This window comes from Curtobacterium sp. BNK-1 (assembly GCF_048685235.1).
Taxonomy (GTDB): domain Bacteria; phylum Pseudomonadota; class Gammaproteobacteria; order Enterobacterales; family Enterobacteriaceae; genus Pantoea; species Pantoea agglomerans.
The window spans coordinates 1569115-1592788 of the sequence record NZ_JBLQTJ010000001.1 but is presented as its reverse complement, the minus strand read 5'-3'; the positions used below and the strand labels follow the sequence as shown (position 1 = coordinate 1592788).

General features: G+C 55.9%; 28 protein-coding genes. 17 read left to right on the top strand and 11 right to left on the bottom strand.

The window, feature by feature from the left end; genetic code table 11:
• Position 1 precedes the first annotated feature (1 nt).
• Entirely contained in the window at positions 2 to 541 is a 540-nt protein-coding gene (locus ACMGGP_RS07595; protein WP_498798321.1) for a TetR/AcrR family transcriptional regulator, read from the top strand.
• Entirely contained in the window at positions 538 to 1686 is a 1149-nt protein-coding gene (locus tag ACMGGP_RS07590) for an MFS transporter (protein WP_498798320.1), read from the top strand. The genes ACMGGP_RS07595 and ACMGGP_RS07590 overlap by 4 nt, the downstream gene beginning before the upstream one ends.
• Positions 1687 to 1837: 151 nt before the next feature.
• Here ACMGGP_RS07590 and ACMGGP_RS07585 read toward each other — a convergent pair whose 3' ends face one another.
• Entirely contained in the window at positions 1838 to 2071 is a 234-nt protein-coding gene (locus ACMGGP_RS07585; protein ID WP_010670048.1) for a hypothetical protein, read from the bottom strand.
• Positions 2072 to 2360: 289 nt separating this feature from the next.
• On the opposite strand from ACMGGP_RS07585, the gene ACMGGP_RS07580 reads away from it, so the two are divergent.
• From ACMGGP_RS07580 to ACMGGP_RS07570, 3 genes are all read left to right on the top strand, one after another.
• A complete protein-coding gene (locus tag ACMGGP_RS07580) occupies positions 2361 to 2882 on the top strand; it encodes a GNAT family N-acetyltransferase (RefSeq protein WP_060680115.1) in 522 nt (173 codons plus the stop codon).
• A gap of 100 nt (positions 2883 to 2982) precedes the next feature.
• A complete protein-coding gene (locus tag ACMGGP_RS07575; protein ID WP_192033629.1) occupies positions 2983 to 4194 on the top strand; it encodes a diguanylate phosphodiesterase in 1212 nt (403 codons plus the stop codon).
• A 229-nt stretch (positions 4195 to 4423) separates the two neighbouring features.
• Positions 4424 to 4657 carry a DUF4060 family protein gene (locus ACMGGP_RS07570; protein WP_010245542.1) on the top strand — a complete coding sequence of 78 codons (234 nt, stop codon included), beginning with the start codon at positions 4424 to 4426 and terminating at the stop codon, positions 4655 to 4657.
• Between the two features lie 46 nt (positions 4658 to 4703).
• Here the strand turns inward: ACMGGP_RS07570 and anmK are convergent, their stop codons facing one another.
• Positions 4704 to 5831: an anhydro-N-acetylmuramic acid kinase gene (gene anmK / locus ACMGGP_RS07565; protein WP_498798319.1), complete on the bottom strand. Its 1128-nt coding sequence runs from the start codon at positions 5829 to 5831 to the stop codon at positions 4704 to 4706.
• A 276-nt stretch (positions 5832 to 6107) separates the two neighbouring features.
• Between anmK and slyB the strand changes: the two genes are divergently transcribed.
• Positions 6108 to 6575: an outer membrane lipoprotein SlyB gene (slyB, locus tag ACMGGP_RS07560; RefSeq protein ID WP_010245548.1), complete on the top strand. Its 468-nt coding sequence runs from the start codon at positions 6108 to 6110 to the stop codon at positions 6573 to 6575.
• A 40-nt stretch (positions 6576 to 6615) separates the two neighbouring features.
• Here the strand turns inward: slyB and slyA are convergent, their stop codons facing one another.
• Positions 6616 to 7053 carry a transcriptional regulator SlyA gene (gene slyA, locus ACMGGP_RS07555; RefSeq protein WP_010245551.1) on the bottom strand — a complete coding sequence of 146 codons (438 nt, stop codon included), beginning with the start codon at positions 7051 to 7053 and terminating at the stop codon, positions 6616 to 6618.
• Positions 7054 to 7203: 150 nt separating this feature from the next.
• Here slyA and ACMGGP_RS07550 point away from each other — a divergent pair, with 150 nt between their 5' ends.
• From ACMGGP_RS07550 to ACMGGP_RS07540, 3 genes are read left to right on the top strand one after another with little or no spacing between them, the layout of a single operon-like run.
• A complete protein-coding gene (locus tag ACMGGP_RS07550) occupies positions 7204 to 7440 on the top strand; it encodes a DUF1656 domain-containing protein (RefSeq protein ID WP_010245554.1) in 237 nt (78 codons plus the stop codon).
• A gap of 5 nt (positions 7441 to 7445) precedes the next feature.
• Positions 7446 to 8303 carry an efflux RND transporter periplasmic adaptor subunit gene (locus tag ACMGGP_RS07545; RefSeq protein ID WP_033771647.1) on the top strand — a complete coding sequence of 286 codons (858 nt, stop codon included), beginning with the start codon at positions 7446 to 7448 and terminating at the stop codon, positions 8301 to 8303.
• Positions 8300 to 10300, top strand: a complete 2001-nt coding sequence (locus ACMGGP_RS07540) for an FUSC family protein (RefSeq protein ID WP_346551057.1) — start codon at positions 8300 to 8302, stop codon at positions 10298 to 10300. Before ACMGGP_RS07545 ends, ACMGGP_RS07540 begins: the two co-directional genes overlap by 4 nt.
• Here ACMGGP_RS07540 and ACMGGP_RS07535 read toward each other — a convergent pair whose 3' ends face one another.
• The 4 genes from ACMGGP_RS07535 to ACMGGP_RS07520 all read right to left on the bottom strand — a co-directional run bounded on the left by ACMGGP_RS07535 (position 10301) and on the right by ACMGGP_RS07520 (position 12706).
• A complete protein-coding gene (locus ACMGGP_RS07535) occupies positions 10301 to 10768 on the bottom strand; it encodes a hypothetical protein (RefSeq protein ID WP_010245563.1) in 468 nt (155 codons plus the stop codon).
• A gap of 130 nt (positions 10769 to 10898) precedes the next feature.
• On the bottom strand, positions 10899 to 11417 hold the full coding sequence (gene sodC / locus ACMGGP_RS07530; protein ID WP_033767102.1) for a superoxide dismutase family protein: 519 nt from the start codon (positions 11415 to 11417) through the stop codon (positions 10899 to 10901).
• Positions 11418 to 11501: 84 nt separating this feature from the next.
• Positions 11502 to 12398 carry an aldo/keto reductase gene (locus ACMGGP_RS07525; RefSeq protein WP_033757493.1) on the bottom strand — a complete coding sequence of 299 codons (897 nt, stop codon included), beginning with the start codon at positions 12396 to 12398 and terminating at the stop codon, positions 11502 to 11504.
• Between the two features lie 68 nt (positions 12399 to 12466).
• The gene (locus tag ACMGGP_RS07520) at positions 12467 to 12706 is read right to left on the bottom strand and encodes a DUF1289 domain-containing protein (RefSeq protein WP_010245573.1); all 240 of its coding nucleotides are present in this window, start codon (positions 12704 to 12706) and stop codon (positions 12467 to 12469) included.
• A 174-nt stretch (positions 12707 to 12880) separates the two neighbouring features.
• Between ACMGGP_RS07520 and ACMGGP_RS07515 the strand changes: the two genes are divergently transcribed.
• The 4 genes from ACMGGP_RS07515 to rnt all read left to right on the top strand — a co-directional run bounded on the left by ACMGGP_RS07515 (position 12881) and on the right by rnt (position 15938).
• Entirely contained in the window at positions 12881 to 13477 is a 597-nt protein-coding gene (locus tag ACMGGP_RS07515; protein WP_010245576.1) for a TetR/AcrR family transcriptional regulator, read from the top strand.
• A gap of 50 nt (positions 13478 to 13527) precedes the next feature.
• Positions 13528 to 14625: an alkene reductase gene (locus ACMGGP_RS07510; protein ID WP_010245578.1), complete on the top strand. Its 1098-nt coding sequence runs from the start codon at positions 13528 to 13530 to the stop codon at positions 14623 to 14625.
• Positions 14626 to 14741: 116 nt separating this feature from the next.
• Positions 14742 to 15149 (top strand): lactoylglutathione lyase, encoded by a 408-nt coding sequence (gene gloA / locus ACMGGP_RS07505; RefSeq protein ID WP_010245580.1) that lies wholly within the window; start codon positions 14742 to 14744, stop codon positions 15147 to 15149.
• A 120-nt stretch (positions 15150 to 15269) separates the two neighbouring features.
• Positions 15270 to 15938, top strand: a complete 669-nt coding sequence (gene rnt / locus ACMGGP_RS07500; protein WP_010245582.1) for a ribonuclease T — start codon at positions 15270 to 15272, stop codon at positions 15936 to 15938.
• A gap of 43 nt (positions 15939 to 15981) precedes the next feature.
• Here rnt and ACMGGP_RS07495 read toward each other — a convergent pair whose 3' ends face one another.
• The gene (locus ACMGGP_RS07495; RefSeq protein ID WP_170933470.1) at positions 15982 to 16317 is read right to left on the bottom strand and encodes a Grx4 family monothiol glutaredoxin; all 336 of its coding nucleotides are present in this window, start codon (positions 16315 to 16317) and stop codon (positions 15982 to 15984) included.
• A 278-nt stretch (positions 16318 to 16595) separates the two neighbouring features.
• Between ACMGGP_RS07495 and ACMGGP_RS07490 the strand changes: the two genes are divergently transcribed.
• On the top strand, positions 16596 to 17480 hold the full coding sequence (locus tag ACMGGP_RS07490) for a C40 family peptidase (RefSeq protein ID WP_498798318.1): 885 nt from the start codon (positions 16596 to 16598) through the stop codon (positions 17478 to 17480).
• A 45-nt stretch (positions 17481 to 17525) separates the two neighbouring features.
• Here ACMGGP_RS07490 and cydH read toward each other — a convergent pair whose 3' ends face one another.
• Positions 17526 to 17615, bottom strand: coding sequence for a cytochrome bd-I oxidase subunit CydH (gene cydH, locus ACMGGP_RS07485; protein WP_010245592.1), 90 nt, complete (start codon positions 17613 to 17615; stop codon positions 17526 to 17528).
• Positions 17616 to 17896: 281 nt separating this feature from the next.
• Here cydH and purR point away from each other — a divergent pair, with 281 nt between their 5' ends.
• Positions 17897 to 18922, top strand: coding sequence for an HTH-type transcriptional repressor PurR (gene purR / locus ACMGGP_RS07480; RefSeq protein ID WP_010245595.1), 1026 nt, complete (start codon positions 17897 to 17899; stop codon positions 18920 to 18922).
• Here purR and punR read toward each other — a convergent pair.
• The gene (punR, locus tag ACMGGP_RS07475; RefSeq protein ID WP_010245598.1) at positions 18919 to 19824 is read right to left on the bottom strand and encodes a DNA-binding transcriptional activator PunR; all 906 of its coding nucleotides are present in this window, start codon (positions 19822 to 19824) and stop codon (positions 18919 to 18921) included. The two genes, purR and punR, sit on opposite strands and share 4 nt — an antisense overlap.
• Positions 19825 to 19931: 107 nt before the next feature.
• Here punR and punC point away from each other — a divergent pair, with 107 nt between their 5' ends.
• A complete protein-coding gene (gene punC, locus ACMGGP_RS07470; protein WP_033771637.1) occupies positions 19932 to 21134 on the top strand; it encodes a purine nucleoside transporter PunC in 1203 nt (400 codons plus the stop codon).
• A gap of 310 nt (positions 21135 to 21444) precedes the next feature.
• Positions 21445 to 22593 (top strand): cyclopropane fatty acyl phospholipid synthase, encoded by a 1149-nt coding sequence (gene cfa, locus ACMGGP_RS07465; RefSeq protein WP_010245604.1) that lies wholly within the window; start codon positions 21445 to 21447, stop codon positions 22591 to 22593.
• A 335-nt stretch (positions 22594 to 22928) separates the two neighbouring features.
• Here the strand turns inward: cfa and ACMGGP_RS07460 are convergent, their stop codons facing one another.
• A complete protein-coding gene (locus ACMGGP_RS07460) occupies positions 22929 to 23588 on the bottom strand; it encodes a riboflavin synthase (protein ID WP_010670039.1) in 660 nt (219 codons plus the stop codon).
• Positions 23589 to 23674 lie beyond the last annotated feature (86 nt).

Here is a 23674-nt window from a genome sequence, read left to right as displayed (position 1 = left end):
CATGAAAAAGAGAAACGATATCATCCAGGCCGCCGAGCGGCTCTTCTACACCCACGGTTTCCACGCCACCAGCACCGACAATATCTGTCGCGAAGCGGGCGTCTCTACCCGCACGCTCTATCATCACTTCGCCTCACGCGAAGCGCTGACCGCAGCGGTACTCGACGCGCGCGAGCAGCGCTTTATGGCCGATCTGCTGCCACCGCAACAGCCTGATGCGATAGCGCATCTGTTCAGGGTACTGGGCGAGTGGACGGAGGCGAACGGTGCCCGGGGCTGCTTTTTTCTGAAAGCCTGGGGAGAGTATGCCGAGCGGGACAGCGAACTGGCCGCTCAGGCGCTGGCCTTCCGGACCACGATGCGTGCTTATATCACCCATTGTGTGACGCATCTGCGCGGTGCTGAAGACAAGTCGCTGAGCGATGCTATCTGGATACTCTTTGAGGGTGCCATTACCACGGCGCTGATTACCGGTCCCGCCGCTGCTCAACAGGCGGCGCAGGTCGTCAGTCAGTTACTTCAGAACAGGGCGACAGGATGAGATCGCCCATCGCGCTGGCGCTGACCGGCTTCAGCCTGATCGCCGTGACCTATGGCATGGCGCGCTTCTCATGGGGATTGATGCTGCCCGCTATCTCAGCGGAGATCCCGTTCAACCCGCAGCAGGCGGGTATGCTGTCAGCCTGCAGCTTTGTGGCATATTGCCTCACCATTCTTACCGCAGCCGCGCTGGCGGATCGCTATGGCACCCGGCTGACGGCGCTGCTGGCCTCACTCAGTGCGACGGCGGGTCTGCTGCTGCTCGCCTGTGCCTCATCAACGCTGCTGCTGGCGGCCGGACTCTTTATTGCCGGATTGAGTGCCGGTCTGGCTTCACCTGCCCTGGCGGCGGCGGTCAGCGATCGAATCCCTGCTGCGGGTCAGCCGCGCATCAATACCCTGATCAATGCCGGCACCAGCGCGGGCATTATCCTGACGGTGGTCATCCTGAGCGTTCTGCCCGGCGGCTGGCGTGCCGCCTGTCTGCTGTTCGCTTTGCTGTCGCTGGCCTGTGTGCTGCCGGTGATGCGCGTGTTATCGGGTCACGCCGCCAGCCGCCCCACCAGAGTGGGTCACTGGCACCAGCGGCTGTATCGCCGCTCCATGCATCGGCTGATGAGTATTGCGTTGATTTCGGGTCTGGTCAGTGCAGCCTGGTGGAGCTTTGGGTCAGCGCTGCTGCGACAGCATGTCGGTGTGGATGAAGAGACCGCCCGCTTACTCTGGCTGATTGCCGGAGGAGCAGGCATCGTGGGTGCGGCAACCGGCCCGGTCGCTGCCCGTATCGGGCTGAAGGGTGTATACCGGCTCTCACTGTGCGGGATGGCAGTGCCACTGCTGGTGCTGGCCTGGAGTCGGGGCGAATCCACCGGTTTAGCGATCGCGGTTGCCTGCTGTGGCGCAGGTTACGTCACGCTATCGGGCGTGCTGCTGGTGTGGGGCGCACGCGCCACTGCTGAAGATCCGGCGACCGGCGTCGGCATCCTGTTTTTTATGCTGGCGGTGGGCCAGGTAGCGGGATCGCTGCTGTTTGGTCAGCTCTACGCCTCTTTGGGTGCCAGTACGGCATTGACGCTGTTTGCGGTCAGCTCCCTGCTGTTGCTGTTTATTGCACCCGCGCAGAACAGCAGCGAGTCGGCTAAATAAGCAGGCGTAAACGAATGGGTTGGCAGAAAACAGGGAAGTTAGAAATAGCGTCGATGCTATTTACCAGACAGTGCCAATATTATCGCCCGGAGAATGAGGAAATATTACGCAGGTGTTATGGCTGAAGCGATAAACTCATCGCGGCGTCCGTTCAGATCGCGCGGATATTTTTAATGCGTGGATTTATTTTCTGCTGAAGCAAATCTTCTTCGGGACCCAGATAATAAGGCACAGCACACTGCTTACCATCTTTGGTAAAAATAATCTGGTTATCATGCAGGAATAACGCAGTAAAATGGCCAAGTACCACACCATTTAATTCAAAGCAGTGATTTCTTGCTGCACGCAGCCCCTGCTTACTATTCAGAAAATCAACAAATCGCATCACGCTGCGCCTCCAGTTAATAAATCAATTCCATCAGAATCGCGAAGATAATAGCCTTAACGCAGGCCCGGATCATCCGGCTGACGCTGTTTTCAGAATAGGCTTAATTACCATTCAGTAGTGGCACTAAACCGACGTGATTTTTTATCTGCTTCCTGCCAGGAATAATCCTGGAGAACGACGCACTCATAAAATTTCATGAGCGCGTAATATTTATATTGCGCCCTCACATCGCCCGCTATACCGTTGTTTTTCCACCAGGTGCAGACTTTCGGGGCAAAACCGCATAATGGAAATTTTTGAGGCAGATGAACGCCACATCATGGCGATTCAACAGATCTACGCCTGGCATGTCCTTAACGGCACCGGCTCATTTGAGACAGTGCCGCCCGACGCGGCAGAGATTGACGAGCGGATGCGGAAGATTCAGCAGGCGGGCCTGCCGTGGTTTATCGCCGTCAGCGAGGGAGAAGTGCGTGGGTTCTGTTATCTGACGCCTTATCGTCCGCGCCATGCCTACCGGCATACGCTGGAAGACTCAATTTACATCGATCCCGGATTTCAGAAGCGCGGAGCCGGTTCGCGCCTGTTAAACCATGCAATCCGCTGGGCTGAGCAGGCAGGATTCCGCCAGTTGATCGCCAACGTCGGCGACAGCGAGAATCAGGGCTCGATTGCCGTACATCGCGCCGCAGGCTTTGAGATGACAGGTATCCTGCGCTCGGTGGGTTTCAAACAGGGTCGCTGGCTGGATACCGTTTTTATGCAGCGCTCTCTGGGAACGGGCAATACCACGCTGCCGGTTGATTAAAACAGACTCAGAGTGAGAAAGACGTACTGGCCCTCGTTTTCCCCGGAAGAAGCTTCTGGTAAGGTGCCATAACAAAAAATAAAAAATTCCGGAAACCTTTATGTTGTCGACAATCATCTATCGCAGCCACATTACTGAACATGTGCCGCTTGAGATCCTGAATGGTTTGGCGCGGAAAGCGAATAAAATCAATAAATCCTCAAGCGTCACCGGAATTTTATTATTCAATGGCACGCATTTTTTCCAGCTGCTGGAAGGGCCGGAGGCGGCGGTAAATGCAGTCTATAGCCGGATTTGCCAGGATCCACGCCACCATAATCTGGTCGAACTGCTGCGCGATTACGCCCCGGCACGCCGTTTTGGCCACGTCGGTATGGAGCTGTTCGATCTACGGCTGCATGATAAAGAGACGGTACTGGAGGCGGTGCTGGCAAAGTGCACCACAAAGTATCAGCTGACCTATGCCGATCGCGCACTGCAGTTCCTGCGCACTTTTGTCGAAGCGCGGGAAAAAGAGAACTATTTTGAGATCCCGGCCGCCAGCGGCTGGACGTTTATCCGTGACGAGTCAGAACAGCGTGAAGGCAACGCATCGCTGGTGGCTGCGGATGAGGTCAGCTTTGCTTTTCAGCCGATCGTTGACCCCTTCGCCTGCGAAATCGTCTCGCTGGAAGCGCTGCTGCGCGGCCCGCACGGTGAACCGCCGCTCGACTATTTTGCCCGACTGTCACGTGAGCAGCTCTATCAGCTCGATCTGAGGTCGAAAAAGATCGCCTTCGCCCAGGCGAAGCAGCTGGGGATTGAGGGCATGACTCTGTCGATCAATCTGCTGCCGATGACGCTAGTGGAAGTGCCCGACGCCGTCCCGTTTTTGCTGGATGAGATTGCTGCGCAGGGACTGGTGCCAGAGCAGATCATGGTTGAATTCACCGAGAATGAAATTATCTCGCAGCCTGAGGCCTTTGAAGCCGCCATCAGGCAGCTGAAGGCGGCCGGCATCAGCCTGGCGCTGGATGATTTCGGTGCCGGTTTTGCCGGCCTGTCGCTGCTGACGCGCATTCAGCCTGACAAGATTAAAATCGACCGAACCATCATCGCTGATGTGCATAAAAGTGGGCCGAAGCAGGCGATCATTCATGCCATTCTGAAATGCTGCTCCTCGCTGGAGATCGGTGTTATCGCCGAGGGCATTGAACAGCCGGAAGAGTGGATGTGGCTTGAAGCGGCAGGCGTGACCCAGTTTCAGGGCTTTCTGTTCTCAAAACCTGTACTCAATGGCGTTGCGGCCGTGGCCTGGCCGGAGCTGATCTGACCGCCTCTGCGATTTGGATGAATTTGCGATTTCCTGCCTTGCTGGATCACCCGGTGGCTGCTAATTAATTAACAGCCCCGGGGGATCATCTTTCTGTCATCTTCCCGCGGCAGAGTCAGTCATTACCCAGTCAGTGATTAAATGTTTAGCAGTCAGATGTTCAGTGTTTAGGCCAGCGCTACGCGCCATGCGTGCGACGTGACTCCAGGGACAGCATTTGAGGAACTGAATGAAGCAAATCATCCGCGGTGATAAAGAACCCTCCCATATTCTCGCAGCGACCCGTGCGCTTGAAGCGCACTACTCCCGCTACGGAGAAGGTAATAAGTACCATCCCGTTATCTATTCCATCGCCTACCGCAGCCGGTTTTATCAGGTTGAGGTGATTACCCGACGTGAAACCATGGTTGCCTCGGTGATTACTGGCGTTCGCAACCTGACGCATCTCTCCGGCGCCGCCTGACGGCCGCCTGTCATCCTGCGGGGGCAGATTGCCCCCGACTCACTGCTTAGCGTCGATAGAGTGAATTCGCCGGAAAAATTGCGCCAATCACGCTTTTTTCCCGTGCGCCCGTCACCGCAGGCAGATTGCCCGGCAGGCCGGAGAGCGTGCGGAAAGCCAGCCAGGCAAACGCCAGCGCCTCCATATCGTCACCACTGACACCCGCCGCATCGGTAGTCGTTACTTCCGTTCCCGGAAGATGCGCTGCCAGTCGTGCCATCAGCAGCGGATTGCGGCTGCCGCCGCCACACACCAGCAGACGGTCGCAGCCATCATTGAGTAACACCTGCTGCGTGATGGTGATGGCGGTCAGCTCGACCAGCGTAGCCTGCACGTCCTGCGCAGCCAGACCCGGGAAATAGCGCAGATGCTGCTCCAGCCAGCTGAGGTTGAAATGTTCGCGCCCGGTGCTTTTCGGCGGCGGCAACGCAAACCAGGGCTCACGTAGCAGCGCCTCCAGCAGTGCCGGAATCACTGACCCGCTGCGCGCCCACTGCGCATCTTTGTCATACGGCTGAGCCTGATTACGCCAGATCCAGGCGTCCAGCAGCATATTGCCGGGGCCGGTATCGAAGCCGCGCACCGGCTGACCCGGGATCAGCAGCGAGAGATTGGCGATGCCGCCAATATTCAGCACCATGCGGCGTTCAGTGGCATCCATCAGCAGCGCCTGATGAAAGGCAGGCACCAGCGGCGCGCCCTGCCCGCCCAGCGCCATGTCACGGCGGCGGAAATCTCCTACCACGGTGACGCCGGTGGCCGCCACGATCTGATTATGATCGCCAATCTGCAGCGTATTGGGTGCGTCACTCTGTGGCTCATGCCAGACGGTCTGACCATGACAGCCAATCGCCGTGATATCGCTGGCGTCAAGCGATTCGCGCTTCATGAATGTCACTACCGCTTCAGCAAACAGCTGGCCGAGGCGGGTATCAAGCTGGCCGAGCTGCGACAGCGTCAGGGACTGTCCCTGACATATCCCCAGAATCGCCTGACGCAGTTCTGGTGGCATCGGATGGCAGTAGCTCGCCTGCTGCGCCACCATATTTTCATCAATGGCAGCCAGCACCACATCCACTCCATCCAGGCTGGTGCCTGACATTACCCCAATATAGCGTCCTGATTTCATAGCCATTCCTTACTTCCGGCGGGAAGTGCGATTCATCTGCGGTTAGCCTGACAAATAATGATCGCTAATTCTATGATTAAATTCTTTTTATCCAATCGTGCTGACTGATAACGTAATGGGACTATTTTTAGTCCACGATTGAATTATTGTTGATCCTGCATAGTCTATGCTTCGTCCAGCCGTGTTTTATTCGGACAGGGATTAATTTGCCAGGTTTGTGTCTTATACTGTGAGCAGGATACAGCGGTAAACGTGGCACCTTCTCAACTAAAGGAGTTTCAAATGATTAAGCGTGTAATTGTGGTCGCTCTGGCCGGTGTGATGCTGGCAGGTTGTAGCAATACCAGTACGCTGTCGGGTGATACCTACAGTGCCAGTGAAGCTAAGCAGGTGCAGAGCGTTTCGTACGGTACCTTAGTCTCAGTACGTCCGGTGAAAATCCAGGGCGGCGATGAGAGCAATGTCATCGGTGCTATCGGTGGTGCGGTGCTGGGTGGCTTCCTGGGTAACACCATTGGTGGCGGCAGCGGACGTAGCCTGGCGACAGCCGGTGGTGCGGTTCTGGGTGGCGTAGCAGGCCAGGGCGTACAGGGCGCAGTCAATAAAACCGATGGCGTTGAGCTGGAAATCCGTAAGGATGATGGCAACACCATCATGGTGGTTCAGAAACAGGCCGCCACGCGTTACTCTGTTGGCCAGCGCGTTGTGATGGCATCCAACGGCAGCCAGGTGACGGTTTCACCTCGCTAATGAAGCTAAACAAAAAACCGACGCCTGGGCGTCGGTTTTTTTATTTCTCTTTATGCTGAAGTTCGAGAATGTTTTTTTCAAGCCGGGCGATCAGCGTCACCATCTGACTGATCTCTTCCCGACTGATGCCGGACAAAATGTCATCCCGCGTCTCATCAATCACACTCTCAACCTGTTCGATAATCGGCTCGGCCTGCTGCGTCAGCTTAATGCGCTTGGCACGACGATCGTTGGCGCAGGTCGAACGGGTGATTAATCCTTTCTCTTCCAGCTGATCCAGCGTGCGCACCAGCGAAGGCTGTTCAATACCAATCGCCTTGGCTAACTGAATCTGGGACTGTTCGGGCGGCAGTTGATGAATATTGTGCAACGTCACCCAGTGAGTCTGAGTCAGCTCAAGCGGCTTCAGCCGCTGATCAATCAACGCGCGCCAGATGCGCACCAGGCGAGATAAATCCGTTCCGAGGGGCGTATCCATTTCATCTCCTTATAATTAGCTTGCTAGCTATCAAGCCAGATTTTACACTATTCTGCGAGTTTACAGGACAAATTACAAATCCCGGACCAGGCCACCATAACGTGGCAGCGCTTTCACTCTGCTGTTTGGGTTAACGAAGGATGTTATCACGTGCTCACTCCTGCTTTTTCAGGTGCGAATCCGCTGACCGATCTGGTGGTGGGCGCCTCACTGTTTTTCCCGCCGATATTCAAAGCGGTGATCCTCGGCTTCTTTTTCTGGCTGCTGATCCACCCTCTGGTGCGTGGCTGGATCTACTCCGGCGATGTCTGGCATCCCACCCTGTTTGATCTCTCCCTGTTTGTGCTGTGCGTTACCGCCGCACTCTGGCTCATCGGTCACGGATAATCGATATGAAATTTAACGCGGTAAAATACTTCTCCACGCTGATCGTGTTTGCCCTGGCGCTGCTGGCCGCTGGCTGGCTCTGGAACTACTACATGCAGTCGCCCTGGACCCGTGACGGGAAAGTACGGGCAGAGCTGGTGGATATCACGCCTCAGGTGTCGGGACGAATTACGCAACTGAAGGTCAAAGACAATCAGTTTGTGCATCAGGGCCAGCAGCTGTTAACGCTGGACCCGGTGCCGTGGCAGATCGCGCTCGACAATGCCGCCGCCCAGCTCAGCAAAGCGCAGGCGGATCTCGCGAAAGCGCAGCATGAATTTAACCGTCGCAGCAGCCTGCCGCGCAACATCATCTCCGCAGAGGACCTTGATGCCGCGCGATTAAGCGCCGGCGCGGCGGCCGCCAGCACCAAAGCGGCACAGGCGGAGTGGGAACGGGCGCGCTGGAATCTGCAGCAGACGACGCTGACCGCACCGGCGGATGGCTGGATCACCAATCTGACGCTGCGTCCCGGCAACTATGCCACCGCGGGTTCGCCTCTGTTTGCTCTGGTCGACAGCCACTCTTACTACGTAATGGGCTACTTCGAAGAGACCAAACTGCGCCATATTCACCCAGGCGCAGCGGCCCAGGTGGTGCTCTACAGCAATGGTATGCGGCTGCAGGGTCAGGTGGATAGCATTGGCCGCGCCATCTATGACCAGAGCATTGAGACCGACAGCGGCCTGGTGCCCGATATCAAACCCAACGTGCCCTGGGTGCGGCTGGCGCAGCGAGTGCCGGTGCGTATTCGTCTCGACCCGCTTCCTGCCGATGCAGACCTGGTGGCGGGAACCAGCTGCACCATCACCATCCAGCCATGAATTTTCAGTGGCTGGCCTGGGATCAACTGCCCTGGATTAAGGCGAACGCCGGCCAGTGGCGCTATGCGTTGCGCAACGCTATTGCGATGTGCCTGGCGCTGAGCATCGCCTACGCACTGGATCTGGATGAGCCGTACTGGGCAATGACCTCTGCTGCCGTGATTAGCTTTCCCACCGTCGGCGGCGCGATCAGTAAAAGTCTGGGGCGCATCGTTGGCAGTCTGATGGGGGCCAGCGCTGCGCTGCTGATCGCCGGACATACGCTTAATGAGCCGTGGCTGTTTACCTTTGCCATTGCCGGCTGGCTGGCGCTCTGTACCGGCATAGCGAATCACTACCAGAATAACGTTGCCTACGCCTTTTCGCTGGCGGGCTACACCGCCGCCATCATCGCCTTTAGCAGCGTTAATATCACCGATATCACCTCGCTATGGACCATCGCTCAGGCACGGGTTTGCGAGGTGATCTCCGGCATTCTCTGCGCCGGATTGATGATGATGGTACTGCCGAGTACTTCCGATGGTGAGACGCTGATTACCTCACTGAAACAGATGCATGCCCGGCTGCTGGAACATGCGGTGTTACTGCTGCAGCCCTCAGCCAGCGAGACCATCCGGACCGCGCATGAAAATGTCATCAGCCAGATCCTGACCATGAATCTGCTGCGAATTCAGGCGTTCTGGAGCCACTACCGCTTTCGCCGACAGAACAACGTGCTGAACTATGTGCTGCACCAGCAGCTGCGACTCACCAGCGTGCTCTCCAGCCTGCGACGCATGCTGCTGAACTGGCCCGACGCGCCAGAGGCGCTGTTTGAGGCGCTGCAACAACTGCTGGCGGAGCTGGCGAAACCGGCGTGTGATAAATATCGTCTGGCGCAAATCCTGCGCAGCGTGACCCCGGCAGCGGATGGCGACTACCGGCAGCGCGCTTTTTGTCAGCGGCTACGCTACTTCTGCTGGATGTACCTCAACGTGCTGCGCTGGATCCGCCTGCTGGATCGCGCCGATGCCTACACCCGCTTTCAGCCACCGCCGGTTCCGGCGCTGGCGCGCGACAGTGACAGCGCCGAGGCGGGCTGGAGCGCCCTGCGTACCTTCTGCGTTATCGTGCTGGGCTGCGCCTTCTGGATCAATACGCAATGGTCTTCCGGTGCCGCCGCGCTCACCTTAACCGCCATTGCCTGTGTGCTCTACGCTTCATCACCCTCACCTGGCGGCAGCGTCACGCTGCTGCTGAAGACCCTGCTGTGGCTGTTTGCGTTTAGTTTTGTGATGAAGTTTGGGCTGATGGTGCAGATCAGTCAGCTGTGGCAGTTTTTACTGTTTCTGTTCCCGCTGCTGGTGACGCTACAACTCTTTAAGCTGCAGCAGAAGCAGCGCGCCGGGATGTGGGGACAGTTCATCGTCTTTATGGGTTCGTTTATCGCGGTGACTAATCCGCCCACATGGGATTATCAGGACTTCTTTAACGATAACATCGCCAAAGTCTGCGGGGTGCTGCTCGCCTGGCTGGCGTTCCAGATTCTGCGACCCAGCTCTGATGCGCGGCGCAGCCGACGGCATATCCGGGCGCTGCGGCTGGCGTTTCTCGATCAGCTGCGGCAGCGGCCCCGGCTCAGCGAGAGCCGCTTCGAATCGCAGATTTACCACCGTATCAGCCAGCTCAGTCACAGCCGGGACGAGCAGGCACGCGTCTGGCTACTGCGCTGGGGCGTGGTGCTGCTCAACTGCTCGCATATCGTCTGGCAGCTGCGTGAATGGCGCGCCGGTTCAGCCGCACTGATGGGGTTTCGCGATCACTGCCTGCAAGAGTTACAGCAGATTATCAGCAGCCGCGGCGTGCGCCACAGCTCGCTGGATCGAATGCTGACGCAACTGGAGGAGACCATCACCGCGTTACTGGCACTGGAAAGCAACGAGGCCAGCGAGCTGGCGGGGATTATCTGGCGGTTACGCTGTTCACTGGCACAGCTGAAGCAGGCGGTGCCGGAGTGATCACTGGCAATATTGCTGCTGTTGCCGGTTAAAATCATCCTGCAGCTGTTGCAGCGTTTTATGGCCTTCGAAGCGGGTTTTATCCATTTCGGTCATCGGTTCAATCACCAGCACTTTCTCATCGGGTGAGAAGATAAACCGGCGTGTCAGTTCGGTACCGGTAAAACTCTGACCATGAATGCCACCGCACACCATAGTCATGGTGCGGCGATAAATAGTGCTATCCGTGAAATTGGTTTCGGTGGCGCTGCGAAAGACCTGATCGCAACCCTGCGCTTCCAGCTTACGCACCATGTTTCGGCTCAGCCATTCACGACCCTTCGCGATCTTTTCACAGGTGATACGCATTGGGTTGGTATCGATGGTGCGCTGCAGTTCGCGTCCGGTTTCGGTGACCAGTTGCGTATCATTGGGTTTATCGCATCCCACCAGCAGCAGACACAGCAGTAATGCGCCCTTGAATTTCATTTTCCTGCTCCTTTCCCGATCACGCTTTCTTACCTGAATCAATATCATAGGGGGGAAATGTCAGGGATGGTACAACAATTCATAAACAGGCAGGAGAAAAGCGGGCGGCCATCGCCTGCCGCCCGGAAACTCAGATGACACCGCAGGCGTAGCGTGCCCCGCCACCGCCCAGCGGTTTAGGATGGTCGGCATGATTGTCACCGCCGACGTGCACCATCAGCGCTTTGCCTTTGATCTCTTTTAACGATTTCAGACGCGGCGCCAGCACCGGATAAGTGGCGCTGCCTTTGTCATCGACATAGACCGCGGGCAGGTCGCCCAGGTGCCCCTCTGCATAAGGCCCCAGATGTTTGCCGCTGTTGGCTGGATCAAGGTGACCACCCGCCGCACCGGCGGCGACCACTTTGCCTTCAGACTCGCCCGGTTCACAGCTGCCTTTAGCATGAACATGGAAACCATGAATGCCCGGCTGAAGGCCCTGCAGATCCGGCGTGAACTGCAGACCATACTGTGTCTCGTCAATCTTAACGGTGCCCAGCGATTTCCCAATCCCTTCAGCGGTAACCTGATGGATCGTAACCTGCTCGCTGGCAGCCTGTGCTGAGCCGCAGGCGATCAGTGCGAATAGGGCAACTACTTTCATTTTCATGGTGACTCCATTTGCATACCAGGGTTTGAGATAAGTCTGGTCGCTGTTGCACTATTTTGCCGGAGATTGACGCAGTTTTACGCTTCAGGGCACATCAAATCCCAGCGCCGCCTTGCGAATACGGAACCACTGCTGACGCGACAGGGATAAGTTCAGTGCTCCGGCGGCTTCGCTGACCCGCGCCGTTTTACCTGAGCCGATGATTGGCAGCGGGCGCGATGGCAGCATCAGTATCCAGGCATAGACCACCTGCTCAAGGCTGGTGGCACCGGTTTCCTGCCGCACGGCTTCCAGTTCGTCTCGCAGCGGCTGGAAATGGGGATCGTTAAACAGGCGACCGCCACCCAGACAGGACCAGGCCATCGGACGAATACGCAGCTGCTGACACTGATCCAGCGATCCATCCAGCAGCACACTTTGCTGCACGGGTGAGATCTCCAGCTGATTTGTCACCAGCGAGAACGGCAGACGGGATTGCAGCAGGGAAAACTGTGATGGTGTGAAGTTAGAGACGCCAAAATGCAGAACCTTGCCGCTGTGATGCAGCGCCATAAAGGCTTCGGCCACCTCGTCAGCCTCCATCAGCGGATCGGGACGATGGATCAGCAGCAGGTCGAGACGATCGGTATGGATATGGCGCAGTGAGTTTTCAGCACTCTGCAGGATATGACGTTTGTCGGTAATGTAGTGGCCTATCTGATGCTCAGGCTGGGCGCGGGTGGCGATGCCGCACTTGGTGACAATCTGTAGCTGGTCGCGCAAGCCGGGTGCCAGTTTCAGTGCCTCGCCAAACGCCGCCTCACACTGGTAGTCACCGTAGATGTCCGCATGGTCAACGGTAGTGATGCCGAGCCTCACGTGGTGCTCAATAAAGGCGACCCGTTCCTGTGGCGACATCCCCCACTCCATCAGACGCCAGTACCCCATGACCAGCGGTGAAAAATCGGGCCCCTGTGAAGCGATGGCTTGCGGTTCTAACATGACGTTCTCCCTGTTGCGCGTTGGCTGAAATTAGCGTGTCAGAGAGTATAACGGAAAGCGCAAAGTCGTCAGAATAACTCCGGCTGTTGTGGCGCGTGTGGCTCCTCACCTTTCTGTTGCCGTTGCAGACGCTGACGCCGCTGCTGACAAAGACGAATGACCTCACGCTTTTGCGCATCGCTGAAGCGCAGCCAGTTGAACCGCTCATCGCGGCTGCGTAAACATCCCAGGCAGTAGCCGCGCGCATCCGTCTGGCAGATGCCGCGACAGGGGCTGGGAACCGGGAAAAACTCAAGCTGCTCGGCCACCACGCCTCCGGATTCACAGAATAAACAGTCCAGTAAAAAGCGTAGCCTGGTTGCGCAGGAAGTAAGCCCCACCCGGTCAGAATTATCCTGTTCTTTGACTCAGGAGTGAACACTCTGTGCCAAATAGTGAGAGTTGCGTTGCATTAGACCGACTGGTCTACTAATCTCACTGCCATGAATAAGACGCTACAACGCAACGAAACCCGCGAACACCTGCTCCAGACAGGTGAGCAACTCTGTCTGCAACGCGGCTTTACCGGAATGGGCCTCAGCGAACTGCTGACGCAGGCGGCGGTGCCGAAAGGCTCCTTCTACTACTACTTCCGTTCTAAAGAGGCGTTTGGCGTGGCGTTACTGGAGCGCTATTTTGCGCGTTTCCTGCAGGATGTGGCGTTGCAGCTTAACCAGACCGAAGGCACGCCGCGTGAGCGTCTGCTTAACCACTTTCGTGCTGCCGTTGATCTGTTTGTTCAGCAGGGCCACATCGTAGGCTGTCTGGGCGTCAAAGTCTCCGCGGAGGTGTGCGATCTCTCAGAGCCGATGCGTGATGCATTGCAGCAGGGTGCCGGAAAGATCACGGCACTCTACGCCCGGACCCTGATTGCCGCAGAGCAGCAGGAGTCGCTGAGCCTGCCGCAGCCCCCCGCGCAGATGGCGGAATTGCTGTCGCTGCTGTGGCTGGGTGCCAGCCTGCAGAGCAAAATTTCCCGCGAGGCGCAGCCACTGCGTCTGGCATTGAGTACCATCGAACAGTGGCTTGAACGCCGCTGATTTTTAAAAAACATGTTTGTAGACGACTGGTCTACTAATCAGGAGCTATTATGGCGAGTACCCAGCTGTTTCGTCCGCTAAAAGTCGGTGCAATTACCGTCCCAAACCGCGTATTTATGGCACCGCTGACCCGTCTGCGCAGCATTGAGCCAGGCGACATTCCTACCCCAATGATGGCGGAGTATTATCGCCAGCGCGCCAGCGCCGGTTTGATCATCACCGAAGCGACCCAGATCTCTTTCCAGGCGAAAGGCTATGCCGGTGCGCCAGGCTTACATACTCAGCCACAGATTGCAGCGTGGAAAGCGATTAACGAAGGCGTGCATCAGGCTGGCGGTCACACCGCAGTACAGTTATGGCACACCGGTCGTATCTCACATAACAGCGTGCAGCCGGAAGGCAAAGCACCGGTTGCGCCATCGGCGATTGCCGCTGGCACCCGTACCTCACTGCGTGCTGAAGATGGCAGCGTCTATCGCGAAGATACCTCAACGCCGCGTGAGCTGACAGTGCCAGAGATTAAGCAGATTGTGGCAGATTTTGGCCAGGCTGCGGCCAACGCGCGTGAAGCGGACTTTGACCTGCTTGAGCTGCACTCGGCGCACGGTTACCTGATGCACCAGTTCCTGGCTCCTGGCTCAAACCAGCGTACTGATGAATATGGCGGCAGCATCGAAAAACGCGGTCGCTTTGCGCTGGAAGTGGTTGATGCGGTGATCGCTAACTGGTCAGCCGATCGCATTGGTATTCGCGTCTCACCTATCGGCAGCTTCCAGAATCTGGACAACGGCCCGGATGAAGAGGAAGCGGCGCTGTGGTATATCGGCGAGCTGGCAAAACGCAACATCGCCTATCTGCACCTTTCCGAGCCAGACTGGGCCGGCGGTCAGCCTTACACCGATGCCTTCCGTCAGAAAGTGCGTGATCTCTTCCCGGGTGCCATCATTGGTGCCGGTGCCTATACCGTTGAGAAAGCGGATGACCTGATTGGTCGCGGTCTGATCGATGCGGTTGCGTTTGGTCGCGATTACATTGCTAACCCGGATCTGGTTGAGCGTCTGCAGCAGGACGCCCCACTCAATCCACAGCGTCCGGAAAGCTTCTACGGCGGCGGCGCGGAAGGTTATATCGACTACCCGACGCTGTAACCGGTTCGGGCTGCCGTCCGGGATGATGACGGCAGCCATTATTCAATAGCGATTTTCATCGCTATACTTAGCGCCTGAGTCATCGGGCGATGGCGTTTTATTTAAAAGAGGATGTTATGCGTTTACTTCATACCATGCTGCGCGTTGGCGATCTGCAACGTTCAATCGATTTCTACACCCGTGTGCTGGGCATGCGCGTGTTGCGTCAGAGCGAAAACACCGAATACAAATATACCCTGGCATTTGTGGGCTACACCGACGAGAGCGAAGGTGCGGTGATCGAACTGACCTACAACTGGGGCGTCGATAAGTATGACCTCGGTGATGCCTATGGTCATATTGCGCTGGGCGTTGATGACGCAGCAGCGGCCTGCGAACGTATCCGCAAAGATGGCGGCAACGTGACGCGTGAAGCTGGCCCGGTTAAAGGCGGCTCCACCATTATTGCCTTTGTTGAAGATCCCGATGGTTACAAAATCGAGCTGATCGAAAACAAAGATGCCGGTAACGGCCTCGGCAACTAAACCTGCCTGTCAGCCTGCCCGATCGGGTGGGCTGAATCCCCTTCTCTGCGCTTCATCTGCTGCACCCGGCCCCGTTTTTTGCCATAATACGCGCTGCCCTTTTTCTGCAACGAGATCCTGATGTCTGAATCGAATTCCCCTAATGCACTCAATCAACGTTTCCGTGGCTTCTATCCGGTGGTGATCGACGTTGAAACCGCGGGTTTCAATGCGCAAACCGATGCGTTACTGGAGATTGCCGCTATCACGCTGAAAATGGATGAAGAGGGATGGATTCAGATTGACCAGACGCTGCATTTCAACGTCGAACCTTTTGTCGGGTCGCTGCTGCATCCCGAAGCCCTGGCCTTTACCGGCATCGATCCCAGCAATCCGCTGCGCGGCGCGGTCAGTGAATATGAGGCGCTGCACGCCATTTTCAAAATGGTGCGCAAGGGCATTAAAGACAGCGGCTGCAATCGCGCCATTATGGTGGCACATAATGCCACCTTCGACCTGAACTTTATGTCAGCGGCGGCGGAACGAGCCAGCCTGAAGCGCAACCCGTTTCACCCGTTTGCCACCTTTGACACCGCGGCCCTGAGCGGGCTGGTTTTGGGTCAGACGGTGCTGGCGAAGGCCTGTATTGCGGCGGGAATGGAGTTTGACAGCACGCAGGCGCATTCGGCGCTCTATGACACTCAGCAGACGGCAACGCTGTTCTGCGAGCTGGTGAACCGCTGGAAACGGTTAGGCGGCTGGCCGCTGCCCTTCGCGGAAGGCGATGCAGAAGCCACGACATCCGCATAAGGGATGCCGCAATGAAAAAGGCCGACGTGATGTCGGCCTTTTTTTATTCTGCTTCTTTAAATTTTTCTGCGGTCTCTTTGATCAGCGTCTGCAGTTCACCACGCTGTAACATCTCAACGATGATGTCGCATCCACCGACCAGCTCGCCATCGACCCACAGCTGCGGGAAAGTTGGCCAGTTAGCGAATTTCGGCATCTCGGCACGAATGTCCGGGTTCTGCAGAATATCCACGTAAGCAAAACGCTCACCGCAGGCTGACAGCGCCTGCACCGCCTGTGCAGAGAAACCGCAGCTTGGCAGTTTCGGGGAACCTTTCATGTACAGCAGGATCGGGTTTTCTGCGATCTGGCGCTGAATTTTTTCTACAGTACTCATAATTGCCTTCCTTAATTCGTTACATCGTGTTTGTTTATTGTAGCGACTTCGCAGCGTGACTGAAAACGAGATTTTGATCGCTGCCCGATTAAATCGCCATCATTGTTAAGTCCTGCTCCGGGACACCTGAATTCCTGATTATTAACAGCAGGTAACAGATTAATAATTCGTAATAATTTCGTTGATATAAGACGCTGAAAATGTTCATTTTCAGCACAATTGCGTGGGTTGCAAAGATTAATATTAAAAGGCATTACAGTTTTTAAAAGAACTGGACTAGAATGGCCTGGGCGCTGATCCTGGATCAGATTAATCTCAACTTTGTCGCGGTGCGTAGTGGCCCTGACAACTTAACTAATCAACGGACTATGCGTTTAATCATTACGTTTTTCATGCTGGCCTTTGCGCAACTGTTTTTCAACATCGCCGCTGCGTCGCCTCACGCGCCGGTGAACGTCAGTACGCATAAAGCAGAGAAAAAGAGTGCGCGCGACGATGAGCGTCGCAAGCGTCGCCCGGTCAAAACGGTGACGAAAAAGACTCGCCTCAGCCCGGTTCAAAAACTAAAAACAAAAAAACTGAAAAAAGTCGAACTCGCCGCGAAACAGACGCCTGCTAAGAAGACCTCGCTAAAAACCGCCCGTCTCAGTAAGAACAAAGAGAAAAAACGTTATGGTCATCAGCGCCTGCTGAAAACCGCTGAGGTCACCACCAGCGAAACCGGCACGATTAAGATGAGCAAATCTCACCGTCAGCGCTACCAGAAGGCCCGCGAAACCGCGATGACCAAGCTAATGGGTCAGTTGGGTAAACCCTATCAGTGGGGCGGCACCTCTCCCCATACCGGTTTCGATTGCAGCGGCCTGGTCTGGTACGCCTATAAAGATCTGGTGAAGTTTAAGATCCCACGTACCGCTAACGAGATGTACCACCTGCGTGATGCCGCACCGATCAAGCGTGAGTCGCTGGAGAAAGGCGATCTGGTCTTCTTCCGTATCAATGGACGCGGTACTGCGGACCATGTCGGCGTTTACCTGGGTGATGGCAAGTTTATCCAGTCGCCACGCACCGGCAAAGATATTCAGATCAGCGCGTTAGGAGAAGATTACTGGCAGCGTCACTATATTGGTGCACGTCGGGTGATGACGCCAAAAACCATACGCTGAGCAGCAGAACAACCAGAAGAGAGCCGGGATAATCCCGGCTTTTTTTTAGTGCAGAATAGCGGTAAAACTAAAGGCCACAATCATCAGCAGACAGCCCGCGGTGGTCATTAAAGCCAGTTTAAGATCGGTACTCATTGCTTGCTCCTTAGTCACACAATCAGTAGGGGTATCGCATTTTCCCACAGGGCCCGGTAAAAATCTCGTTTTATCCGTTCAGCCTTGTTAGAATCCCGCCTTTGTTGCGCAACGCGCGCAACCCTGATTCCGTTTGCGCACGTTTTCAGGCGCTTTTACGCCGCCAGCGGCCTGTTTCCTGGCCATGAAAGCTGCATTTTTGCGGAAAAAACCCTGAGCAGACGCAAACGTTTAACACTACGCTTATCATAGAGTTAGATAAGCACTGGAGTCCGATTTTCATGGCAACAATTAAAGATGTGGCGAAACGCGCTGGCGTCTCAACGACCACCGTTTCGCACGTCATCAATAAAACCCGCTTTGTGGCTGAAGAGACGCGCAACGCGGTCTGGCAGGCGATTAAAGAGCTGCACTACTCGCCGAGCGCCGTGGCGCGCAGCCTGAAAGTAAACCACACCAAGACGCTGGGCCTGCTTGCCACCTCCAGCGAAGCACCCTATTTCGCTGAAATTATCGAGGCGGTTGAAAATCACTGTTTTGACAAAGGCTATACGCTGATTCTGGGTAATGCGCATAACGATCTGCAAAAACAGCGCGCCTATCTCAGCATGATGGCGCAGAAACGCGTCGATGGGCTGCTGGTGATGTGTTCTGAATATCCGGACGATCTGCTGCAGATGCTGGAAGAGAACCGCAATATCCCGATGGTGGTGATGGACTGGGGCGAGTCGCGCGCTGACTTCACCGACACGGTACTGGATAATGCTTTCCAGGGCGGCTATCTGGCGGGACGCTATCTGATTGAACGCGGACACCGGGATATTGGTGCAATCCCCGGCCAGATGGAGCGTAACACCGGTGGCGGACGTCATGCCGGTTTCCTGAAGGCGATGGAAGAAGCGGGTATTCAGCCACGCGCCGAGTGGATTGTGCAGGGTGACTTTGAGCCGGAGTCGGGCTATCAGGCGATGCAGCAGATCCTGTCGCAGAAGCAGCGTCCGACGGCGGTGTTCTGTGGCGGTGACATCATGGCGATGGGCGCGATTTGCGCCGCCGACGAGATGGGTTTGCGCGTACCCCAGGATATTTCGGTGATCGGCTATGACAACGTGCGCAACGCCCGTTATTTTGCACCGGCCCTGACCACAGTGCATCAGCCTAAAGCCCAGCTGGGTGAGAAAGCGCTGGAAATGCTGCTGGACCGCATTACCAGTAAGCGCGAAGTGTCACAAACGATTGAGGTCCATCCCACGCTGATTGAGCGCCGTTCCGTGGCCGATGGCCCGTTCCGCGACTATCGCCGTTAATGCTCGCTTAACCACTCCTGATTAAGCGTTTGCGCATCACCCAGATAGCTGAGCAACCAGCCTGTCGCGGGTGATGCGCGATCTTCTGCCCAGCTGACGCAGCATGGACTGTCCGGAAACGCCACCGGCAGCGTCAGTTCTACCAGCTCGCCGCTGTCGAGCAGTGGCCTGGCCAGGTGACCGGGCACCATCGCCACACACAATCCCGCCTGCACGCACTCCAGCCCGGTTTGCCACTCCGGCACCACCAGCCGGCGCTGGTTATCCAGCGTCCATGTCATACGACGCGGCAGTGCGCGAGAAGTATCTTCCAGCACCAGGGAGGGCCAGCTCCGCAGCGTGTCATCATCTATCTGGCTCGCCTGTGTCAGAGGATGGTCGGGCGCAACCACGCAGCGCCAGTTAAGTGTGCCCATATCCCGAAAAGCAAAACGTCCGCCCACCGGTATCGCCTGAGTGGCACCAATCGCCACTTCCACCCGGCCATCGGCCAGCGCATCCCAGACGCCGTTAAAAACTTCATAGCTGATGATCAGCTCCATATCGGGAAAGTGGCGATAGAAATCTTTGACCAGTTGCCGGGTGCGCTGAGGTTTAGCGATACGGTCAACGGCAATGCTTAGCTGGCCGCGCCAGCCGTTAGCCAGTTGCTGACACTGTCGCCGGGTGGCAAGCATTTTTTTGATGACGCTGCGCCCTTCCCGGACAAAATGCTCACCCGCCGGGGTCAGAACCACTTCGCGATGCTGCCGTTCAAATAGCGGTACCGCCAGCCAGTTTTCCAGCTGACGCACCGTATAGCTGATGGCAGAGGGCACCCGATGTAACTCCTGCGCGGCGGCGCTGAAGCTCCCTCCGCGGGCGACAGCGTCAACCACTTCTAATGCATATTCTGACCACATAATCTGCCTTCAAAAATTTTAACAGCAATCGGCAAATATTACCGTTTCACAGCAGCAAACGCACCTTTTACACTCTGCCGCGTTTATCCTGCAAAAATGAGAATCAGATGCTGTCGAATAAAGGGTTTATGCCCTACCTTGCCCTGCTGAGCATGCTGGGCTTTTTAGCCACTGATATGTACCTGCCCGCCTTTGGTGCGATGCAGCAAACCTTTAACACTTCACCCGGTCTGATCAGCGCCAGTATGAGTCTCTTCCTGGGCGGCTTCGCCGTGGGTCAGCTCTTCTGGGGACCGCTTTCCGATCGCATCGGTCGTAAACCGGTGCTGCTGTCCGGACTGGCCATGTTTGGCGCTGGCTGCGCAGGCATGCTGTGGGTGAATGATATCTATCTGATGCTGGCGCTGCGTTTTGTCCAGGCGATTGGCGTCTGTGCCGCTGCCGTAAGCTGGCAGGCGCTGGTGGTGGATCGCTATCCTGCAGCGCGCGCTAACAAAGTCTTTGCCACCATTATGCCGCTGGTTGCGCTCTCTCCGGCGCTGGCTCCGCTGCTGGGTGCCTGGCTGATCGGCCACTTCCACTGGCGTTCGATTTTCCTGGTGCTGACCCTGATTGCGGTGGCGTTGATTCTGACCACGCTGCGTCTGCCCACCGTGCGCAAGGCAGCGGGAGAAAAAGGTGCGCAGCCCGGCTTTTTCACGCTGCTTAAATCCCGGGTCTACAGCGGCAACGTGCTGATCTACTCCGCCTGCTCAGCCAGCTTCTTTGCCTGGCTGACCGGATCGCCCTTTATTCTGGCGGATCTGGGTCTGTCGCCCGCCGATATCGGTCTGAGTTATGTGCCCCAGACGCTCGCCTTTTTAATTGGCGGCTTCGGCTGTCGCACCCTGCTCAACCGCTTTAACGGCGCACAGTTGCTGCCCTGGCTGCTGGCCGTCTACAGCCTGAGCATTCTGGCGCTGTTTGCTGTTGCGCTTGCTGGCAGCAGCACGCTGGTGAGTCTGATGGTACCGTTCTGCGGTATGGCGCTGGCTAACGGCGCGATCTATCCGATTGTGGTGTCCAGTGCGCTGATGCCCTTCCCGACCGCTACCGGTAAAGCCGCCGCGTTGCAGAATACACTGCAGTTAGGACTCTGTTTCGCTGCCAGCCTGGCGGTGTCGGCCGGCTTAACTCAGCCGCTATTTACCACCACACTGATGATGACGGTGACAATTGTGCTGGCGCTGTTGGGTTACGCCATGCAGCGTGCCGCAAGCGCACAAACTGTTGTTGCCTCTGCGCAAACTGCCTGCCAGGATAATCAGTGACACACTGACTTTTTAGTTAGCGCCCTAACAATAAGTTATTGAATATTGACCCGCGTGAGCATATACTCATCCGGGTCAACAAATCTGTAATAAATCAACAATATAATAACGTAATAATCTGATTGGCACCCTGCTGCCGGGACGGTATTCGCGCGCGTTATTCTCACCTTACCCGACCTGCTGCAGGCTGTTCCAGTCCTCTGTATCACACAGATAACCGGTTTGCGGAGCCATCCGCATCGTTTCTCATTGCCTGAATAAATTGGCTACTCTTTGTTCAGGTTCAGATTGGACAGGTGGTGGAAAATCTATGAGTTCATCTTATGCAGAAGAAGTGAGCCTCGAAGAAAACCATTGGTATCGCATCGTTCATGAACTGCTGGAAAAAGCGGATATCGAAATTAATGGTTCACGTCCCTGGGATATTCATATTAATCATCCTGGTTTTTTTAAACGTGTTCTGCAGGAGGGCTCTCTTGGGCTCGGTGAGAGCTATATGGATGGATGGTGGGAGTGTGACCGGCTGGATATTTTCTTCCACCAGGTACTTAAACATAAACTCGATCAGCAGCTGCCTCATCACTTCAAAGATACGCTGCGCATTGCCGCCGCACGCTTAACCAATCTGCAGTCAAAAAAACGGGCGTGGATTGTCGGTAAAGAGCATTACGACCTGGGCAACGACCTCTTTTCACTGATGCTCGATCCCTATATGCAATACTCCTGTGGTTACTGGAAAGAGGCGACGACACTGGCGACGGCGCAGGAAGCCAAGCTGGATATGATCTGCCGTAAATTAGCGCTGGAACCCGGAATGTCACTGCTGGATATCGGCTGTGGCTGGGGCGGACTCGCGGAATTTGCCGCACGTCATTATGGCGTTAAAGTGCATGGCGTGACGATTTCCGCCGAACAACAGAAACTGGCGCAGCAGCGCTGTAGCGGATTAGACGTCACGATTCTGTTGCAGGATTATCGCGACCTGAATGAGCAGTTTGATCGTATTGTGTCGGTGGGTATGTTTGAACATGTCGGACCGAAAAATTACGCGACCTATTTTGACGTGGTCGATCGTAATTTAAAGCCTGACGGTATTTTCCTGCTTCACACCATCGGCGCGATTAAAACCGATATGAGTGTCGATCCCTGGATCGATAAATATATCTTCCCCAACGGCTGCCTGCCTTCGGTGCGCCATGTGGCCGATGCCAGCGAGCCCCATTTTATTCTGGAAGACTGGCACAATTTCGGCGCAGACTACGATAAAACACTGATGGCCTGGCATGAACGCTTTTTGCAGGCCTGGCCAGAGCTGGCCGATAAATATGGCGAACGCTTTAAGCGGATGTTCTCCTATTATCTGAATGCCTGTGCCGGTGCCTTCCGGGCGCGTGATATTCAGCTGTGGCAGATCGTGTTCAGTCGCGGTGTTGAGGGGGGATTACGGGTGGCGCGGTAGGGGTTAAAAAGCGGGCAATTAACAAGGCGCTGCCCCGGCTGAACACTTGAAAAGAAGGGCCTGCTTTGCTTTAACAGGGAGCGTTGCGCAAGGAACGGGGTCAGATCGGAAAGTCGCAAAACCTGTCATCCCTGACACGCCCGGCCCACGCGATTACGCACCTCATCCTGAGGTGCGCCCGTTGCCGGGTCAACGCTTTGCGTTGTTCAAAAACGCTCCTGACGTTTTTGTCCATGGCGTGGGACGCTTTCCTCTTCTGACCCGGCGCCCTGCGCTTTTATAATGCTGACAGAGTAAAACCGATTAGGCTGTCTGCGGTGCTTACGCGCCTTTTATTAACTCTCTGTCGTTGACTGGCCGGTCAGCATGCTCATCGCCGCCGCGGCATCGCGCTGTGCTAACACCCGCTCAACAGTCTCCACGATTGCCTGCGTGTGCGGATCGATTTCAATATTCACCCGGTCGCCAAAGGTCTTCGCCCCCAGCGTGGTACGCTCCAGCGTTTCCGGGATCAGATAGACGCAGAACTTAGTCTTAGTCACATCGCCTACCGTCAGGCTGATACCGTCGATGCCGACAAACCCTTTATGCAGAATATATTTCATCTGCGCCGCATCCTGGATTTTAAACCAGACCTCGCGGTTATGTTCTGACTGGATAATCTTGCAGATTTCAGCGGTGGTCATAATATGACCAGACATCAGATGTCCGCCTATTTCATCGCTGAATTTCGCTGCACGCTCAATATTGACCACATCGCCCTGACGTAAATCGCCAAGGTTAGTCACCCGCAATGTCTCTTTAATTAAATCAAAACTGACGCGGTCGCCTTCAATTGCCGTTACGGTTAAACAGCAACCGTTATGGGCTACGGATGCGCCCAGCGCCAGACCCGGTAAGAGCTCTTCCGGCAGGCGGACAGTGTGGGTGCGAAACAGTTCTTTCTCTTCAATGGACACGATTTCTGCGGTGCCCTGCACAATACCGGTAAACATAGTCTTTGCCTCTGCGAAGTTTACGCTAGTTTATCACAGCTCAGGTCGGCTGTTAGATTTCAGCCCGCACCGCCGCTTTATAGCGG